This window comes from Clostridium sp., from assembly GCF_036643715.1.
Taxonomy (GTDB): domain Bacteria; phylum Bacillota; class Clostridia; order Clostridiales; family Clostridiaceae; genus Clostridium.
The window spans coordinates 128,005-146,612 of sequence record NZ_JAVXRL010000003.1; the positions used below are offsets into that span (position 1 = coordinate 128,005).

Annotated in this window: 18 protein-coding genes; 16 read left to right on the plus strand and 2 right to left on the minus strand. The window is 28.9% G+C overall.

The annotated features are described in order from the left end of the window. Nucleotides 1-28: 28 nt before the first annotated feature. Nucleotides 29-382, plus strand: a complete 354-nt coding sequence (locus RSF37_RS02090; RefSeq protein ID WP_332562722.1) for a DUF1667 domain-containing protein — start codon at nucleotides 29-31, stop codon at nucleotides 380-382. A gap of 110 nt (nucleotides 383-492) precedes the next feature. Here RSF37_RS02090 and RSF37_RS02095 read toward each other — a convergent pair whose 3' ends face one another. Further along, a complete protein-coding gene (locus RSF37_RS02095) occupies nucleotides 493-1,296 on the minus strand; it encodes a Cof-type HAD-IIB family hydrolase (protein WP_332562723.1) in 804 nt (267 codons plus the stop codon). Nucleotides 1,297-1,836: 540 nt separating this feature from the next. Here RSF37_RS02095 and dltD point away from each other — a divergent pair. The 4 genes from dltD (at nucleotide 1,837) to dltC (ending at nucleotide 6,123) form a co-directional block, all read left to right on the plus strand. Next, a complete protein-coding gene (gene dltD, locus RSF37_RS02100) occupies nucleotides 1,837-3,048 on the plus strand; it encodes a D-alanyl-lipoteichoic acid biosynthesis protein DltD (RefSeq protein WP_332562724.1) in 1,212 nt (403 codons plus the stop codon). Nucleotides 3,049-3,158: 110 nt separating this feature from the next. Continuing rightward, nucleotides 3,159-4,685, plus strand: coding sequence for a D-alanine--poly(phosphoribitol) ligase subunit DltA (gene dltA / locus RSF37_RS02105; RefSeq protein ID WP_332562725.1), 1,527 nt, complete (start codon nucleotides 3,159-3,161; stop codon nucleotides 4,683-4,685). Beyond that, nucleotides 4,685-5,851, plus strand: coding sequence for a D-alanyl-lipoteichoic acid biosynthesis protein DltB (gene dltB, locus RSF37_RS02110; protein ID WP_332562726.1), 1,167 nt, complete (start codon nucleotides 4,685-4,687; stop codon nucleotides 5,849-5,851). The genes dltA and dltB overlap by 1 nt, the downstream gene beginning before the upstream one ends. Before the next feature lie 44 nt (nucleotides 5,852-5,895). After that, on the plus strand, nucleotides 5,896-6,123 hold the full coding sequence (gene dltC / locus RSF37_RS02115; RefSeq protein WP_332562727.1) for a D-alanine--poly(phosphoribitol) ligase subunit DltC: 228 nt from the start codon (nucleotides 5,896-5,898) through the stop codon (nucleotides 6,121-6,123). Nucleotides 6,124-6,260: 137 nt separating this feature from the next. Here the strand turns inward: dltC and RSF37_RS02120 are convergent, their stop codons facing one another. After that, on the minus strand, nucleotides 6,261-6,527 hold the full coding sequence (locus RSF37_RS02120) for a hypothetical protein (protein ID WP_332562728.1): 267 nt from the start codon (nucleotides 6,525-6,527) through the stop codon (nucleotides 6,261-6,263). A 175-nt stretch (nucleotides 6,528-6,702) separates the two neighbouring features. On the opposite strand from RSF37_RS02120, the gene RSF37_RS02125 reads away from it, so the two are divergent. The 11 genes from RSF37_RS02125 (at nucleotide 6,703) to RSF37_RS02175 (ending at nucleotide 18,510) form a co-directional block, all read left to right on the plus strand. Continuing rightward, entirely contained in the window at nucleotides 6,703-7,614 is a 912-nt protein-coding gene (locus RSF37_RS02125) for a TetR/AcrR family transcriptional regulator (protein WP_332562729.1), read from the plus strand. A 2-nt stretch (nucleotides 7,615-7,616) separates the two neighbouring features. Beyond that, nucleotides 7,617-9,029 (plus strand): MDR family MFS transporter, encoded by a 1,413-nt coding sequence (locus tag RSF37_RS02130; protein WP_332562730.1) that lies wholly within the window; start codon nucleotides 7,617-7,619, stop codon nucleotides 9,027-9,029. Between the two features lie 137 nt (nucleotides 9,030-9,166). Next, entirely contained in the window at nucleotides 9,167-9,754 is a 588-nt protein-coding gene (locus RSF37_RS02135; protein ID WP_332562731.1) for an ATP-binding protein, read from the plus strand. 581 nt (nucleotides 9,755-10,335) lie between these two features. Beyond that, entirely contained in the window at nucleotides 10,336-11,724 is a 1,389-nt protein-coding gene (locus RSF37_RS02140; protein WP_332562732.1) for an aspartate ammonia-lyase, read from the plus strand. A 325-nt stretch (nucleotides 11,725-12,049) separates the two neighbouring features. Then, complete coding sequence (locus RSF37_RS02145; protein WP_332562733.1) at nucleotides 12,050-12,640, plus strand: RDD family protein; 591 nt, start codon at nucleotides 12,050-12,052, stop codon at nucleotides 12,638-12,640. 101 nt (nucleotides 12,641-12,741) lie between these two features. Continuing rightward, nucleotides 12,742-13,065, plus strand: coding sequence for a PTS sugar transporter subunit IIB (locus RSF37_RS02150; protein WP_332562734.1), 324 nt, complete (start codon nucleotides 12,742-12,744; stop codon nucleotides 13,063-13,065). 24 nt (nucleotides 13,066-13,089) lie between these two features. Further along, nucleotides 13,090-14,439 (plus strand): PTS sugar transporter subunit IIC, encoded by a 1,350-nt coding sequence (locus tag RSF37_RS02155; protein ID WP_332562735.1) that lies wholly within the window; start codon nucleotides 13,090-13,092, stop codon nucleotides 14,437-14,439. Between the two features lie 12 nt (nucleotides 14,440-14,451). Next, nucleotides 14,452-14,973 carry a GrdB-related putative oxidoreductase gene (locus RSF37_RS02160; RefSeq protein WP_332562736.1) on the plus strand — a complete coding sequence of 174 codons (522 nt, stop codon included), beginning with the start codon at nucleotides 14,452-14,454 and terminating at the stop codon, nucleotides 14,971-14,973. A gap of 89 nt (nucleotides 14,974-15,062) precedes the next feature. Beyond that, complete coding sequence (locus tag RSF37_RS02165; RefSeq protein WP_332562737.1) at nucleotides 15,063-16,151, plus strand: M42 family metallopeptidase; 1,089 nt, start codon at nucleotides 15,063-15,065, stop codon at nucleotides 16,149-16,151. Between the two features lie 27 nt (nucleotides 16,152-16,178). Beyond that, the gene (locus RSF37_RS02170; RefSeq protein WP_332562738.1) at nucleotides 16,179-17,279 is read left to right on the plus strand and encodes a M42 family metallopeptidase; all 1,101 of its coding nucleotides are present in this window, start codon (nucleotides 16,179-16,181) and stop codon (nucleotides 17,277-17,279) included. Between the two features lie 103 nt (nucleotides 17,280-17,382). Then, on the plus strand, nucleotides 17,383-18,510 hold the full coding sequence (locus RSF37_RS02175) for a hypothetical protein (RefSeq protein WP_332562739.1): 1,128 nt from the start codon (nucleotides 17,383-17,385) through the stop codon (nucleotides 18,508-18,510). Nucleotides 18,511-18,608 lie beyond the last annotated feature (98 nt).

Here is an 18,608-nt window from a genome sequence, read left to right on the forward strand (position 1 = left end):
AAAATCAAAATCAGGACGGTGATTAAATATGATTAAAGAGTTAATTTGCATAAGTTGTCCAATGGGATGTCACTTAAAAGTAGATATAGATAATAAAACAGTAACAGGAAACACTTGTAAAAGAGGAGAAATCTATGGAATAAACGAAGTTACAAACCCAGTTAGAGTAGTAACTTCAACAATAAAGGTAAATGGTGGGGAACTACCAGTTGTGCCAGTAAAAACAGTAGGTGCTATACCAAAGGGATTAAACTTTGAATGTGTAAAAGTAATAAATGAAACAACAGTTAATGCACCAATTAAAATGGGAGACATTCTTATAAAAGATGTACTAGGAACAGGAATAGATGTCGTTGCTAGTAGAGACATAGAATGTAACTAACATTAAATACGCGTATCTCTTTAAATTAATATAAATTAACAAAAACTAAACAGCCTAAATACCAAAAAACAGCCTATAGCTTTTATCTCAAAGCTATAGGCTGTTTTTGGTTATAATATATATTTTTCGATAACTTTAACTATACCATCATCCATATTTGAAGATGTTATGTAGTCGGAAGCTTTTTTAACATTCGGATGACTATTTCCCATAGCAACCCCAACTCCAGCAAACTTTATCATATCAAGATCGTTTGGAGCATCACCACAAGCTATTATATCAGCTTTATCTATGCCAATATGACTAATTAGTGCATCAAGGCCTGAAGACTTGCAATTACCCCTTTTTACGAATTCTAACATGTGAGGAAGACTTCTAACTATGAAGTAATCTTCAAAAAATTCATCAGGAATAGTTTTATAGAAATAATCAAGTTTATTTTCTTCTTCAAGTAAAATGATTTTAATAATATCTTCATTATCTGATATATCATTATTAAATCTAATAAACTTAACATCAACTTTATTGTGAAGTATTTCTAAGTCACTATAAAGTGTATTATGAGATGCATAGCAACAATCTTTTGTAAAAGCATGAACGTAAAGACTGTTACTTTTTGCAAGGTTAAAGATTCTCTTAGCATCAATTCCTTTAAGTGAGTTATCAACTATTGTGTTAAGCGTCATTGTATTATAAACAGCACAGCCATTATAAGCTAGTACATAATCATCATCACCTAGTAGAGAAAGTTCTTCTACATATTGCATAACACCTTGAAGTGGTCTACCAGTTGAAAGTACTATTTTAACCCCTTTATCTCGTGCGAGTTGTAGATATTTTTTAGTCCTTGTAGAGATAGTAGAATCATCTCTTAGTAACGTACCATCTAGGTCTAAAGCAAGTAATTTATACATAAAACCCTCCTTTAAAATAAAATTTAACATATATACAATATTATTCTATAACAATTATTGTAAAAAACCTAGGAAAAATAAAAATATTTTATTAAATATTAAAAGCAATTTATTAAGAAAATATGGCTTAAAATAAGGCGTGGGGTGCTTTTGAATTAAGAACTTTATATATTCTTAAGGTTTTATTCACGAAGTATTCAAAATGGTTAAATTAATGTAATTGAATAAGGAAGTAAATAGTAATAAAATTTCTAAGGAATTTTATTTTTGAGAGGAGTACAATAATAAATTGGAAAGTTAAAAAACAGAGGTGATTAAAGAGAAAAAGAAGATAGTCACCATAAATAAAATTAATGCAATTAGTATGTTAAATAATAAAAATTGATTAAAATATAATAAAAAATGTAAAAAAATATTACAATTATGTAAAAAATATTACAATTATGTAATAATGTAAATATTTATTGACATAGAAACGGGCAAAAACTATATTTATATATAGGGAATATTATTATTTTAATTATTAGAGGGGAGTAAGGTATGAAAAAACTGATATATTTAATAATACCAGTCATAATAGGGGGCATTTTTGCACTTGGACTAAATGCATTTTTAGATTATAAAATAAACATTTTATTAAGTCAGAAAAATTTAGTTCCTACAATGGGACAGTATGCTTCTGATGAAAAAGATTATGGAACAATACTTAATAATCATTTTTTAGAAAATAAAGATATTATGATGATTGGTGCATCGGATTTAATTCATGTAACAAAACAAAATGCGCCACATTACTTTAATACAAATAGAAGTGAAAATAAAGTATTTACTGTGGGAAGAACATTTACGCAAGAACTTCAAGATTCGATGATATTAGGTAGCACAAATACTAATATAAAAGATAAGAAGATAGTTTTACTTGTCGCATTATCATGGTTTGTATATCCAGATGGAATTGGTCCAAATCAATTTAAAACTAGATTTTCACCAGTTCAATTTTATACATTCTTGAATAATCCAGAAATTTCACAAGAAAACAAAGATAAATTAACTGAGAGAATAACAAATCTTTTAAAAACAAGTGATGAGTACAAGCCTGAAAGATTGTACGCTAAATTATATGCTGAGGATACATTTATGGCTACAGTTAAAAAGGTAGCATTATATCCATATTATAAGTTTAGAGAAGCTGAAGTTAAATTAAAAGAAAAAGGACTATTATATAAGAAGTTAAGAACACTTAAAAATAAGAGTCATAAAGAAGAAAAATTAGGAAAGCCAATAAATTGGAAAAAAGAATATAAAATCGCAGAAGAAGATGCAAAGAAAAAAGTAGGAGATAATCCATATGGTGTTTATCAAGATTACTATGATGAAACATTAGCTCCAAAGCTTAAAGAATTGAAGAATAAGTATGCTGGTGTTGATTTATTAAAATGCAAAGAGTTAAATGATTATGATTACTTCCTAAATATATGTAAAGATTTAGGTATTGAACCGACTGTAGTGATAGTGCCAGGTTTACCTAAATATTATGATTACACAGGAGTTTCACAGGAGCAGCGTACACAACTGTATAATAAAATTGAAGGGCTAGCTAAAGAAAAGGGGTTTGATGTAATCAATACTGGAGACAAAGCTGGAGATCCATATTATATGAGAGATGTTATGCATTTAGGTACGAAAGGATGGGTTGATGTAAGTGAGCAACTTTACAAAAAGTATAATCAAGAACAAGTATTTAATAAGTAGTATCATTATGACAATAGTAATAATTGCAGCTATATTAATAATGACATTCACACCATTTAAACAAATACCATTCATATACAACGAGTTCTAAGTGTAGGAGGAAACTTAATATGAAAATAATAGAGGGTATCAAAAAATTTGCTAAAACAGATAGAATAGCGCTAAAATGTGACGGAGAAGAATTAAGTTATAAAGATTTAGATAAATACTCAGAAAATATAGGAGTTTATTTGAGAGAAATACACGGAGAGGGAGATAATACTCCAATCGTTATTTACGGAAATAAGGACAACCTTATTATGGCATGTATGATAGGAGCTTTAAAATCAGGTAGAGCGTATGTACCACTTGATATTAGCTTCCCCGTAGATAGAGTATTAACAGTATCAGAAGAAGTTAGTCCTAAAGTTGTATTTAATTTTAGTGATTTAGATAAATCTTCTTTTGGAGATGTTAGAGTTATAAATGAGGATGAACTAAAAAGTATTATTAATGATTACAATGATATTGAAGTAGATAGCAGATTCCATGTTAAAGAAGATGAGAATGCATATATTTTATTTACTTCAGGAAGTACAGGTAAACCTAAGGGAGTACAAATAAGTAGTAATAATATAGATAACTTTGAAGAGTGGATAAGTGAATACTTAAATATTGATGGAAGCGAAAAAGTAATAATGAATCAAGCTGCTTATTCATTTGACCTTTCAGTAACTACAATATATCCAGGACTTACTAATGGTTGTACATTATTCTCATTATCTAAGAAGACTTTAGCTGATTATAAAGAATTATTTAGTCAATTAGCTACTTCAAATATGAATATATGGGTATCAACACCATCATTTGCAGGAGTATGTGTAACTGAAAAAGATTTTGATGATACAATGTTACCTAACCTTGAATCAATGATATTCATAGGAGAAGTTTTACCAAAAACTCTTTCAAAAGAGCTTATGGAAAGATTCAAAGCTACAAGGATAGTGAATGGATATGGACCTACAGAAGCAACTGTTGGAATAAGTGCAAATGATATTACAAGCGAAATGCTTGAAGATGAGAAGAGCCTTCCAGTTGGTGTTGTTATGGAAACAACTAAAATTAAAATTATAGATGAAGATGGAAAAGAAGTAGAAAATGGAGAAAAAGGTGAAATAGTTATAATCGGAGATTCTGTATCTAAAGGATATTTTAGAAATGAAGAAAAGACTAATGAAGTATTTTATTTTGAAGAACAAGATGGAGAGAAGAAGAGAGCTTATAAAACAGGAGACATGGCTTATCTTTTAGAAGATAAAATATACTACTGTGGAAGACGTGATTTCCAAATAAAGCTTAATGGATTTAGAATTGAAATTGAAGATATAGAAAACAATTTAAGAAAAGTAGATAATGTAAAAAATGTTGTAGTTCTTCCTGTATATAAGGATGAAAAAATAGCATATCTTCAAGGAATTGTACAATTAAAAGAGAAGAATAATTTAAGTAACTTAAAAAACGGAATGGCTATTAAAAAAGGATTAGAAAAATTTGTTCCAGGCTACATGGTTCCAAGAAGTATTAAAATAATCGATGAATTCCCAACTAATACAAATGGAAAAATCGATAGGAAGAAACTTATGGAGGACATGAAGTAATGACATTATCACAGTATGGGGATTATTTCTACCTTTATATATTAGGATTAACAGCTATACCAGCTATAATACTTGGGTTAAGAGAGAAAAAAATAAAAGTATATGGAATGATAGCAACAGTATTTATGATATATTTACTCTTTGGATTAAATATACATTTAGGACTGCTTGCAGGATTTATAATATGGGAAATTATATTAATATATTCTTATTTATTAATTCGTAGAAAAAATGATAGTAAACTTATATATAGATTATTTTTAATTGGGTCAATGCTACCATTAATAGTTAATAAATTATCTCCACATACAAAACTTGGAGCTATAGGATTTATTGGTATATCATATTTAAACTTTAGGGCAATACAAATAATTATTGAAATATATGATGGAGCAATAAAGGAAGTAAAACTTTCAACGCTTTTATATTTCATATTATTCTTCCCAACAATAAGTTCAGGTCCTATTGATAGATCAAGAAGATTTGAAGCAGATTTAGAAAAAAGTATTAAAAGAGAAGAGTATATAAATGATTATTTAATACCTGGAATAAAGAAGATTTTCTTAGGTATTGGATACAAATTTGTAATAGCATTTTTAATTAATACATGTTGGATGAGTAAAATTCCAACAGGAGATCATATAACGGTTTTAAGTAGTATTAATTATATGTATGCATATAGTTTATACTTATTCTTTGACTTTGGTGGATACAGTTTATTTGCAATAGGTACAAGTTACATATTTGGGATAAAGGCACCAGATAATTTCAATAAACCATTTATAAGTAAAGATATGAAAGAATTTTGGACAAGATGGCACATTAGTCTTTCAAGATGGTTTGGTGATTATATATTCTCAAGATTCGTATTAAGTTCTATGAGAAAGAAAAGATTTAAAAAGAGAACTACAGCAGCCCATGTAGCACAGATGATAACTATGATAACAATGGGATTTTGGCATGGTTTAACATGGTACTATATAGTGTATGGTATATATCAAGGTGTTGTTTTAGTTTTAACTGATATATATCAGAAGAAATCTAAATTCTATAAAGCGCATAAAAAAGAGAAATGGTTTGTTGTTGTACAAGTGGTTATAACATTCCACCTTGCATGTTTCGGACTATTACTATTCTCAGGTTATTATGCACACATTTTTAAATAATATAAACTTAAATGAAAAATTAAGATGAAAAGGAGATAATTAATATGCAAGATCAAGTAGTAGAGATTTTTGAAGAAGTAACAGGTTGCGATGAAATAAGAGAGGATTTTGAATTAGATTTATTTGAAGCTGGTCTTTTAGATTCACTTGCAATAATCGAAGTATTATTACAAATTGAAGAAAAACTTGGAATAAAGCTACAACCTACAGACCTTGAAAGAAGCGATATGGCAACTGTAAATAATTTAGTTAAGTTCTTAGAAACAAGATAATAGTAAATTTAAATTAAATATGAAACACATTATATAAAAATTGAATATAGAAAATAGAAACAAAGGTTTAATTAGAAAAAGTGGCTTACTTAAAAGCCACTTTTTTTAGTTAAAAAGACTAGTTTTTTGAAGGTGAATTATTTCTTTTTTCTGTACTCTAATGATTCATACTCTTCCATTGCATTTGCCATATTTTCAGTATAATCAAATTCAAATGTAGCTATATTGTTAGATACAATATCATCTACAGCTGGATTTGGGAGTGGAGTGACATCACCGTTTGGTGCAACACTCTTTAAGTCATGAGGACTATATTGTGTTCTGTTTTCAGGCAAATAACTTTTAAGTGGTGATTGAACATCTGTAAATTTTTCATTGTTTTTCGTTGATTTTTTCTTACTCATAAATATCCGCCTCCTCTTAAAATAGTTTCCCCATAATAAAAATAAATATTAACTTAGTATGAATTGTATACTACCAGCGTTGACATTAATTAGTTAGAATAATATAATTACTCATTGTAAACTGTATAGTTTTATTGAAAACTAAGTAGTTTTTTAAATTTATAGGGGGATTATTATGGATGTAATAAGCGAAAGAAGAAAAGAAATAATTAACACTGCAAGAAAATTATTTTCGGAAAAAGGTTATATTAAAGCATCAGTTCAAGATATTGCAAAAGAATGTAATGTATCAAAGGCAACAATTTATAAATGCTTTAATTCTAAAGAGGAAATATTAATTGAAATAGTAGAATCATTTCACACTAATATGAAAAATGTTTTTGAAAAAATTGATTTAAATAAGGATTTAACACCTATTGAAAGATATGAAGAAAAGATATATGAGATATTTAATAACTTCGTAACAAGAAGGGAAACTTCAGTTATATTATTTAAAAATGAATGGATGTTAGATGAGGAAACAAAGAAAAATATATTATTAGATAATAAAAGAGGTATGGTTAAAGACTTTAGATACATATTAATTGATGCCTTTGGAGATGATATAGATTTAATATCTTGGGACATGACTATTTGCTTAAAAGGGGTAATTTTAGAGTTCATAAATGCTTTCGTAATTAAGAGACTAGGAATAATAGATTATAGACAACTATCAAGATTCATTGTGGATATTACTAAGGAAATGATAGAAGTACATAAGAGGTATGATTCCTTTTTATCTATTGATTTAATAAGACGAGTTAATGGGAATATTGAGCTTATTAATGAGGAAAGTTACTTAAAGAAAGAATGGAAAGATAGAATAAGTAAAATAAGAGCTTTAGCTAAAACATCCAAAACTATTATTAATAGAAAAGGTATTTTAGAAGCGATAGATTTATTAGAAATGGAAGAAGCAAAAGAGAATAGAAGCAGTGTTATTATTGAAGCCTTAATAGGATATATAGAAGAGAACGTAGAACTTAAAGGTCATGCTTATTACTTAAAAAATATATGGAACGGATTAAAGTCAAAAGGAGAAAATTAAATATGGATGAACAAAAGAAAAGCGGACAAAAGAGTTTTAATTCTATAGTTATAGCAGCAGTATTTGTAATAGGAGCATTCGTTGCATACTTAAATGGTACACTTCTAACTACAGCACTACCTACAATTATGAAAGACTTAAATATTGACCCTGTAACAGGACAATGGTTAACTACAGCATTTATGCTTGTTAATGGAATAGTTATACCATGTACAGCATTTTTAATTGATAAATTTACAACTAGAAGATTGTTTTTTTATTCAATGGGACTGTTTACTTTAGGAACTATAATAGGTGCACTTTCAAATAGTTTTGGAATGTTACTTATAGCAAGAATAATACAAGCTGCAGGAGCAGGTATTATACTTCCTTTAATGCAAACAGTATTTTTAGTTATTTTTCCAAAGGAAAAAAGAGGATTTGCAATGGGTGTTATTGGAATAATAATTGCCTTTGCACCAGCAATAGGTCCAACACTTGCAGGACTTATGGTTGATTCATATCCTTGGAGAGACTTGTTTTATATAGTAGTTCCAATATGTATTATTGATTTAATATTTGGATATTTTGCTCTTAAAAATGTAACTGAAACTAAAAATGTTAAACTAGATTTAATATCAGTTATAACATCAACAGTAGGATTTGGTGGACTTTTATTAGGATTTAGTAATGCAGGTAATGATGGTTTTGATAAACCAAATGTTTTAATACCATTAATAGTCGGTATAATAACTCTTGTAATCTTTGTAAAGAGACAACTTTCAAAGAAGGATCCAATGCTTAATTTAAGAGTATTTAAAAGCCGTACTTTTACATTTTCAACAGTAATTATAATGATAGTATTTACAGGACTTGTTTCAGCAGAACTTATACTTCCAATGTATATTCAAATGGCAAGAGGATATTCAGCTTTAGATTCAGGTCTAATGCTAATGCCAGGTGCTATAATAATGGGTATAATGAATCCAATTACAGGAAAACTATTTGATAAGATTGGTGCTAGAGGATTATCAATTGCTGGATTAACTTTATTAACAGTTGGAACATTTGGTCTTATGGAACTTGGACTTAATACAAAGATCGAATATATAACTGCAGCTTATGCAGTACGTCTTCTTGGTATGTCTATGTTTATGATGCCACTTACTACAGCGGGATTAAATACATTAAAGACAGAAGATTTAGCACATGGAACAGCTGTTAACAATACTATGAGACAAGTTGCAGGTTCAATTGGAACTGCAATACTTATTACAGTAATGAGTAAAGCTTCTGCAAATTCAGGTATAAAAGATCCACAACTTGCAACTATACATGGGATGAACGTGGCATTTGGGGTATCAGCAGCACTTACATTGATATCTCTAATAATTGCTATAATCGTTGTTAAGAAAAAAGATAAGGTTACTAATTAGAAGTATGGGCGAATGATGTCGAATTTAATTGAAATGTATAATTTAAACTGATATAATTATAATGTTTTTTACATTACTTAATTTTTGAAATAATGTAAAAGACTAAAAAGAAAGTATTAGTTTGAAGGAGAGATTATATGCCAAAGAGAATAGCAATCCTAGGTGGTCCAAGATGCGGAAAGACTACATTAATACAACAGTTATATGTTGATATGAAAATTAGAGACTTAAATGTTGGAGTTGCAACTGAATATAGCACTGACTACTTAAGAGATAAAGGCATGATTGAAACAATTGCCGAGCAATACGGTATATATTTAGGACAAGTTCAATTAGAAGAAAGTTTAAATGAATTTGACTATGCCTTAACAGATTATGCAACATTTGTACCTTACATATACGGAAGATTTATGTTAGGTGATAAAAAGAGAACTAAAAAAGAAATTGAAATTTTAAAAGATTTATATATATTAGCACTTAGAGACCTTCCAAAGTATGATCATATATTCTTTGTACCAAGAGAATTTGGTTATGCAAAAGATGGAGTTAGATGGCAAGATGAAGAGATGGCAGCATCAATTGATAGGGCAATCTTAAGTTTCTTAGAAGCTGAAAATGTTAAGTTCGAAATTATAACAGGTTCAACTAAGGAAAGATCACAAAAGATTATTGATATAGTTGGACTTTCAGGAATCGAAATAAAGGCTGCAATGCCACAAAAATAGAGCTTAAATTTAAAGGCATGTTCCGGGTGTGGGACATGCCTTTTTGCGTGTGCTTGTCTTTTGGTGGTTAGTAGTTTTTTTATGTATATTGTTCTTTTGTATTAGATTGTTGATTTAATATTTTGTTTTAGTATAAGTGTGTTTAAAAAATCATATATTGTTCTTTTATACTAGATTGTTGATATATAAAATATTAAAATAGCCTGTTTATTTTTTATGATTAGACAGGCTATTTTTTATACAATTAAAAATCAACAATTAAGTATAAAAGAAACTAAGGACTTAAAATTTCGTAATAATAATTTTAAAAAAGTAATTTAATATGAAAAAACATAGTGTTTAAAACTAACCTAAAAACAACACTTTAGTAGTAGTAATTTATATTAAAACAGTAATGTGTGAGTATATTTAAGTTGAATGTGTGAAGAAAATTATGGAAATAACACTTTTCTGTATACAAAAATCAAGTTAGGAATGGTTAGCCTTTAAAAATCACAGTCACACATAAATGGCATAATAGTTGCTTTTAATAAAATTATAGATAAGGAAAAACATCATCAATTATATTGGAGGTTTTAAATATGGAATTTAGAATAGAAAAAGATTCTATTGGAAGCAAAAAGGTGCCAAAAGATGTGTATTACGGAGTTCAAAGTTTAAGGGGATACGAAAATTTTAGAATAAGTGGACTTAATTTAGAAGAATCATTTGTAAGAAGTTTAGCACTTGTTAAGAAGGCATGTGCAATTACTAATTATGAAGTTAATGAGTTAGATGGGATTTTGAAAAGTGCAATAGTTAAAGCTTGTGATGAAATAATAGAAGGTAATTATATAGATCAATTTATATTAGATCCACTACAAGGTGGTGCAGGAACATCAATTAATATGAATATGAATGAAGTTATAGCAAACATAGCAAACGAATCATTAGGATATGATAAAGGGATACAATATCCAGTTCACCCAAATGATCATGTTAATATGGGACAATCAACGAATGATGTTATTCCAACAGCTGGGTTAATTAATTGTTATGAGCTTTTAAATATTTGTTTAGATGAGCTTAAAAAATTTGAAACAGCTTTCTTAAATAAGGGGAAAGAGTTTGAGAATGTTATTAAAATGGGAAGAACTGAAATGCAAGATGCAGTTCCAATAAGTTTAGGATCAGAATTTATAGCTTACGGTAGAGCTATAAGAAGAGATATTAATAGATTAAAAAGAAGAAGGGGAGAACTGTTAGTTGTTAACCTTGGGGGTACTGCTGTAGGAACTGGGATTAATGCTAATGAATCTTATATAAAGAATGTAGTTAAAACTTTAAGAAAACTAAGTGGAATTCCGGTAGTTCAATCAGAGGATTTAATTGATTCAACTCAAAATGCTGACCTAGTTGCAGCACTTTCTTCTGACTTGAAAATATGTGCAGTTAATATAAGTAAGATAGCTGGGGATTTAATTCTTATGTCTTCAGGACCAAGAACGGGTTTTTCAGAGATTAATCTTCCAGCTAAACAGAATGGATCTTCAATTATGCCAGGAAAGGTTAATCCTGTAATGCCTGAATTACTTAAACAAATATCATTTCAAATCATGGGAAATGATATGACTGTAACTTTAGCAGCATCATCAGGGCAGTTAGAACTTAATGCATTTTATCCAGTTATTTTATTAAATGTATTCCAATCTATCAGAATTTTAACTAATGGTGTCCATACTGCAACGGAGAATTGTATTAATGGGATTGAAGTTAATGAGGAGAGGTGCAAGGAACTTGTCGAAAAGAGTATAGGAATTGTTACAGCTTTTGCACCGACTCTTGGATATGAGAAGGCAGCTTATATAGCAAAGAAGGCGTTAAAGAGTAATAGAAATATTAAGGATGTTATTAAAGAGGAACTTGGAATGAGTGAAGAGGGAATTAAGAATATGCTTAATATTAATAAGATGGTTAAAATAAGAGGATAGATTTTAAAAGCGAAATAAGTAATACTATACAATTTAGTATTACTTATTTTTTTTATTTATTTAATTATATAAAATTTCACATTTGAATGTATCTAAGATGAAGAATTAATGTGGTTATTAATAGTTTTATACATAGTAGTGTGAAAAAAATGTGGTTTATAGAGAAATTTGTGTATTAAATTATAAGTATATTCAACACAAAATAAGTTATTAATTGAAAAAAACTAGTGGATATAGAAATTTAGTAAGATATGTAAAGTTATCTGTGGTTGGCATAATAATTGCTAAATATTATAAGTAAGAAGATAACAAGGGGATGAGTGGTGTGAAGAAGAAAGAGCGTAGTAAAAAAGGTTTTAGTAAGGGCTTTAATATAAATAAATCATTATTTATAAGAAGAGCTGTAGCTGTAGCTATAGATTGGTATCTAGCATCAGTATTAGCGGGTATTCCTGTTCTTTTTATTTATAGTATGTCAACTGGAGATGCTAATATAGCGACATCTTTAGCAGCAATGTCAACAAATTTAGGTCTCATAGCTGGAGTGCTAGCAATTATAGCGGCATCAAGTTATTATGTGTTATTACCTCTATACTGGAAAAGTGGACAAACTGTTGGGAAAAGGCTATTAGGAATTAAAATAACAAGTTTAGACAATGAAAAAATTAATATTAATCAATTGTTTAAAAGAGAAATAATTGGAGTGATGATTGTTGAAGGTGGAATTATATGTAGTAGTGAATATTTGAGGCAGATGATTACACTAGTTACAAATATTAATGTATATAAAGTTTTATCACTAATAGCTTTAGCTATGACAGTAGTATCTATAGTTTTAGTTATATTTAGCAAAGAAAAAAGAATGTTACATGATTTTATATCTGAGACTAAAGTAGTTGAATTAAAGGCTGCTTAAAAATTTTTATATAATTATGAAATTGATTTCAAAGTTTTATAAGTAAAATTATCAAAGCTTAAAATATAAAAAATGCACTTATTAATGAAAGGATGAGAGTTATGAAAAAAATTTATTTATTCTGTAGTCAAGGAATGTCAACTAGTCTTTTAGCAAGCAAAATGCAGAAGGTGGCAGATGAACATAAGTTGCCTATAGAAGTAAAAGCATTTCCACATGGAACTATTGAAGAGGTAGTTGCTAGAGAAAATCCAGATTGTATTCTTTTAGGACCACAAGTTAAGTATTTATACAATGAAACAACTGAAAAGTTTAAGGGTTCAAATCTTCCGATTGCTGTAATAGATTCAGCAGATTATGGAATGATGAATGGTGAAAAAGTTTTAAAGAAAGCAATTATGCTTATAAAGAATAATAAAAAATAGACAAATATAAAAGGGGTGGGAAAAATGTTTTCAAAATTAGAAAAAATTCTAATGCCTATAGCTGATAAGCTAGGAAGAAATAAAGTGTTAGTAGCTATTCGTGATGGTTTCTTAATAACTACGCCATTACTTATTGTAGGATCAATATTCTTATTAATTGCAAACTTTCCAATACCAGGTTGGGAAGAATTTTGGTCAGGCATTTTAGGTCCAAACTGGACTACATGGTTTACTAATGTTTCAAGGGCAACATTTAATGTAATTGGGTTGTTAAGTTGTGTTGGAACAGGTTATGCATATGCTAGAGAATTAAAAGGTGATGCCATTCAAGGTGCAGGTGTTGCATTAGTATCATTCTTTATTTTAATGCCAACAAGAATACCATTTGAAGGAGTTAAAGGGCCAGAAACTCTTAGTGGGATTTCATTTGAATATGTTGGATCAAACGGTATATTTTTAGCACTTATAATTGCATTAGTATCAGTTAGAATATTTACTTGGGTATATAACAAGGGTTGGACAATTAAAATGCCAGATGGTGTTCCACCAGCAGTTGCAGATTCATTTGCTGCTTTAATACCAAGTGCAATTGTAATTACAATATTCTTCTTAGCAAGAATAGGATTCGAATTTACTCCATTTGAAACTGCACATAACTTTATTTATAAAGTATTACAAACACCATTACAAGGGGTAGGAAACACTTTATTTGCACAAATAATTTATAGTCTTGCATGTACTGTATTCTGGTTCTTTGGTATTAATGGACCAGCAGTTGCAAACTCAGTATTTGCTCCGATTACAAAAATATTAACAATAGAAAATTTAGAGGCTTTCCAAGCGGGATTACCATTACCAAACATATTTACAGATCCATTTTCAAATTTCTTCACAGGATTTGGTGGAGGTGGAAGTACTCTTTCACTAGTTATAATAATGGTTTTATTCTGTAGATCACAAAGAATTAAGCAATTAGGGAAATTATCATTAATACCAGGCATATTTGGAATTAATGAGCCAATAATATTTGGTTTACCAATAGTTTTAAATCCAGTTTTAATAGTACCATTTGTTGGAGTTCCAGTTATCAACTTGGTATTGTCAACATTTGCGACTAAATTTGGAATTATACCATATACTACGGGAGTATCGCTTCCATGGACAACACCAATAGGTTTCTCAGGATATTTATCAACAGGAAGTCTTATGGCATCAGCATGGCAAATAGGATTACTTGTACTTGGATGTTTAATATACTATCCATTCATAAAAATGTTAGATAAACAATACTTAAAAGAGGAAGCAGAAGCAGCTTCTAATAAAGATGCAGATGATGATATATCATTTGATGACCTATCATTTGACGATCTATAGGAGGAATGTTTTATGAAAGTTTTAATGATATTTGATCAAGTTCAAGCAGGGCTTGGTGGAAAAGAAAAGCCAGACCTACCTTTAGGTGGAAAAATGATGGCAATTGGGTCTGCTAGTATGCTTGAAAAGGACTTTAAGCAAGTTGATGGAAAGATTATAGCATGTCTTTATTGTGGGGATGGATTTTTTAACAAGAATGATGAACTAGTTAAAACAAAAATGGTAGCAATGGTTAAAAAAATTAATCCTGATGTTGTTATATGCGGACCAGCATACAATTATTTAGGCTATGGTACAATGTGTGCTGCTATTTCAGAAGCTATACAGAATAATACGGATATACCAGTTATAACTGCAATGTCCAAAGAAAATGAAGATACTATAATTGCTTATAAAGATATAGTAAATATAGTAAAGATGCCTAAAAAGGGTGGTATAGGTTTAAGTGAAGCACTAAATAATATATGTGTGTTAGCTAGAAAAAAAGTTGATAAAGAAAATGTAGATGAATATATAAAAGAAGTATGTTATTAAAATTAAATTAAATGGTGGTCTAAGAGTTTTCTTAGACTGCCTTTTTTATAAAATTTACATAGTAACATTATGAAGGGTGGATTATTAATATGAAGTTAAGTGATTATACAGTTGAATTAATGAGAGAATTAACACAAGTAGTTGGAGTTTCAGGTAATGAGAAACATATATCAAAAGCATTACAAACTCATTATAAAAAATATACTGATGAAATTATATTTGATAACTTAGGATCATTATTTGCAGTGAAAAAATCGAATAAGAAAGATGCTAAGAAAGTAATGATTTCAGCGCATATGGATGAGGTTGGATTTATTGTTCATGATATAGAAGCAAATGGTTTAATTAAAATATTGCAAGTTGGTCCTATTTGGGAACAAAGCTTAATTGCAAGTAGAGTTAAAGTAGTAAGTTATAAAGGTGAAGAAGTAGGTGGAGTAATAGTATCAAAGCCAAAGTTACTAATCAAAGATAGTGATAAAGGGAAAGTGGTTAATGTAAATAATATGTACGTTGATATCGGAGTTTCAAGTAAAGAGGAAGTAGAAAATCTAGGAATAGAACTTGGGGATTCAATCGTAGTCAACGGAGAATTTGAAATTTTAAATGGAGAAAAGAGAATAGCTTCAAAGGCATGGGATAATAGGTATGGATGTATATTAGGGATTGAGATATTAAAGGTTTTAAAGGATGTTGAACTAGACTTTGATTTATACGTTGGATGTACAGTTCAAAATGAAGTTGGGCTTAGAGGTTGTATTACAGCAACTAATTTAATAAAACCAGATTTATCAATAGTATTAGATTGTTTAAGTGCAGATGATTTAAATGGCAGTGATGATTCTACAGGTAAACTTGGAGAAGGGGTTTTAGTTAGTTACTATGATAAGTCAATGATGCCAAACAGAGCATTATTAAATCATTTAGTAGATGTATGTGAAGAAAATAATATAAAGCATCAATTTTACTATTCAATGGATGATGGAGATGCAGGTTGGATACATAAATTACAAGAAGGATGTCCAACGTTAAAAGGATGTATTTGTGCAAGGAATTCAAAAACAAGTAGTGAAATAATAGATGTAGATGACTATATTAGTGCAAGATGTGCTATTACAGAAATAGTTAAAAATTTAAATGAAGAAGCTATAGAGAAATTTAAGATGGAAAATAGATAAGAAATCTTAAAATAGGAGGTGGGTTTTATGACAGGAAATATTCAAGCATATGGAGATGTTGATTTAAATATGCTTAAAGAATTAAGTGAAGCTGATGGAATATCAGGTTGTGAAAAAGAGGTCAGTAGAGTTGTTAATAGATATTTAGGAAAGTATTCAGATGAAGTTATATTTGATAATTTAGGTTCTATAATTGGCATAAAAAAAGGAAAAGAAGATGGTCCTAAAATAATGATAGCTGGACATATGGATGAAGTGGGATTTGTAGTAAGAGGAATAGATAAGAGAGGGTATATAAAATTACTACCAGTTGGTGGATGGTGGGGACATGTATTGCCATCACAAGGTATGGTTGTAACTACTAACTGTGGTAAAAAGATAAGAGGCGTAATAGGAAGCAGAGCTCCTCATGGAATGTCCAAGGAAGAAAAAGATAAAGTAATAAAACCAGCGGATCTATTTTTGGATATAGGAGTTGCATCTAAAGAAGAAGCTGAGAATTTAGGTGTGAAAATAGGAAATATGATAACACCAGATACTAAATTTGAAGTTATGAATAACCCTAATTATTTACTAGGAAAAGCATGGGACGATAGAATAGGTGTAGCTGTTATAATTGATGTTTTAAAAGAGCTTAATGGGGTAGAACATAGTGCTAATATTTATTCTGTTGGAACAGTTCAAGAAGAAGTAGGAATTAGAGGTGCAAGAACAGCTACTCATGTCATAAAACCTGATATAGCGTTTGCGTTAGATGTTACTACGGCTAAAGATACACCTATGGAAACTGATGGTTTAGAATTAGGTTGTGGTGTAATTTTAAGTGTAATGGATGCATCAACAGTAGCACATAAAGGATTAATAAAGAAGCTTAAAAATATATGTGAAGAAGTTGGACTAGATATAAATTATGATTGTATGGTAGCAGGTGGAACTGATGCTGGTAATATACACAAATCATTAGATGGTGTAATAAGTATGACTTTATCAATACCAACAAGATACATGCACTCTAATAGATTAATAATTCATAGAAAAGATTATGTTCAAACAGTTAAAGCTATCTCAGAGTTCTGTAAGATAATTGATAGAGATATGCTAGATGAAATAAGAATGGTTAACAAGTGAGTTTACAATAAATCTTAAAATAACCATAAAACGTAAAGGATTCATATGAAATTTGTAGAATTAAACATAACGAGGGGAATTTATGTTGTAGGGGGAATTTTGTATGAATAAAAAAACTTTATGGATTAGTGTAGTAGCAGTACTATGTATTATTGGAATATCTACAGGCATTACAATAAACAAAAACAAAAGTAATAAAATTGAAGGTGAATCGTGGGTAGCTTATTTTGCTCCATCATATACAGATATTGTATATGATAAAGATAAGGCACAAGTAGTTCAATTTGATACATTAGGAAATATTGCAGTCAAAGATGAAAAAGCATATGCTTTTTCTGGTATTGTAAATTACAAAGATAATATAATATATCAAACGACTGAAGGTTTAACTACTTTTCAATCGAAAGAGAATGAGATGAATTTAATAAAGGATAAAAATACAGTTGGATATGATATGTCAGATATGATAGACAATAAAGATCTTTTTTACTTTTTATTGAATGAGTCTCTTAAAGAAGATCATTATTCTTCAAATATAATAATCGGAAATGAAGAAAATCAGACTATGCACCAGTTAGAAGGCTTCATTAATGGGTATGGTGATGATGAAAATAATATTTACTTATTAACATCAGATATGAAAAATAAATATTTAAAACAAGTTCAGAAAATATCGGTGGACAGTCAAGATAATATTAGTATTAAGAAAAATGATATAAAATTTGATACAATACTTGATAGTAATAACAAAATGATTATAGTAGATGGGTATATATATTCTTTTGTTGTTAAGGAACATTATGGTATAAGTGTTCTGAAGATTTCTTCTGAAACTTTAGAGCTAGAGAATATAATAGACATAGTTAAATTTGACTCAGAAAGTGAAAATGATAAATATTATCCGATTTCAGCAAATTCTATATTTTATAAAGATGGTAAGATATATTATCCTATGCTTAGTGGGAATATATATAGTTTTAATATAAAGACTAATGAATTTATTGAAGAATTTACTATAAAGGATTACACATTTGAGTCTGATTCAAATATAATAAGTTACTATGATTATGATAAAGCTGAGATGTATTTTTTGTATTATGAAAAAGAGAGTGATAAATATTGTTTAACTTCATATTCTTTAGATGGTAGTTTGAAAAATAAGTTTACTTTAGACAAACTTAAGTTAACTAACAATATGTATCCACATTCTTTTATAAAAGTAAATAAATAATAAAAATGACTATTACATATTTAAAAAATTGTAATAGTCATTTTTTTATAGGTTTGACACATATATAGATATTAAAATTATGAATATAAATTCAGATG

Bases quoted from the DNA above. Each gene is read 5' to 3' on its own strand.
- RSF37_RS02090 (WP_332562722.1), top strand. From the start codon at position 29: ATGATTAAAGAGTTAATTTGCATAAGTTGTCCAATGGGATGTCACTTA.
- RSF37_RS02095 (WP_332562723.1), bottom strand. From the start codon at position 1,296: ATGTATAAATTACTTGCTTTAGACCTAGATGGTACGTTACTAAGAGAT.
- dltD (WP_332562724.1), top strand. From the start codon at position 1,837: ATGAAAAAACTGATATATTTAATAATACCAGTCATAATAGGGGGCATT.
- dltA (WP_332562725.1), top strand. From the start codon at position 3,159: ATGAAAATAATAGAGGGTATCAAAAAATTTGCTAAAACAGATAGAATA.
- dltB (WP_332562726.1), top strand. From the start codon at position 4,685: ATGACATTATCACAGTATGGGGATTATTTCTACCTTTATATATTAGGA.
- dltC (WP_332562727.1), top strand. From the start codon at position 5,896: ATGCAAGATCAAGTAGTAGAGATTTTTGAAGAAGTAACAGGTTGCGAT.
- RSF37_RS02120 (WP_332562728.1), bottom strand. From the start codon at position 6,527: ATGAGTAAGAAAAAATCAACGAAAAACAATGAAAAATTTACAGATGTT.
- RSF37_RS02125 (WP_332562729.1), top strand. From the start codon at position 6,703: ATGGATGTAATAAGCGAAAGAAGAAAAGAAATAATTAACACTGCAAGA.
- RSF37_RS02130 (WP_332562730.1), top strand. From the start codon at position 7,617: ATGGATGAACAAAAGAAAAGCGGACAAAAGAGTTTTAATTCTATAGTT.
- RSF37_RS02135 (WP_332562731.1), top strand. From the start codon at position 9,167: ATGCCAAAGAGAATAGCAATCCTAGGTGGTCCAAGATGCGGAAAGACT.
- RSF37_RS02140 (WP_332562732.1), top strand. From the start codon at position 10,336: ATGGAATTTAGAATAGAAAAAGATTCTATTGGAAGCAAAAAGGTGCCA.
- RSF37_RS02150 (WP_332562734.1), top strand. From the start codon at position 12,742: ATGAAAAAAATTTATTTATTCTGTAGTCAAGGAATGTCAACTAGTCTT.
- RSF37_RS02155 (WP_332562735.1), top strand. From the start codon at position 13,090: ATGTTTTCAAAATTAGAAAAAATTCTAATGCCTATAGCTGATAAGCTA.
- RSF37_RS02160 (WP_332562736.1), top strand. From the start codon at position 14,452: ATGAAAGTTTTAATGATATTTGATCAAGTTCAAGCAGGGCTTGGTGGA.
- RSF37_RS02165 (WP_332562737.1), top strand. From the start codon at position 15,063: ATGAAGTTAAGTGATTATACAGTTGAATTAATGAGAGAATTAACACAA.
- RSF37_RS02170 (WP_332562738.1), top strand. From the start codon at position 16,179: ATGACAGGAAATATTCAAGCATATGGAGATGTTGATTTAAATATGCTT.
- RSF37_RS02175 (WP_332562739.1), top strand. From the start codon at position 17,383: ATGAATAAAAAAACTTTATGGATTAGTGTAGTAGCAGTACTATGTATT.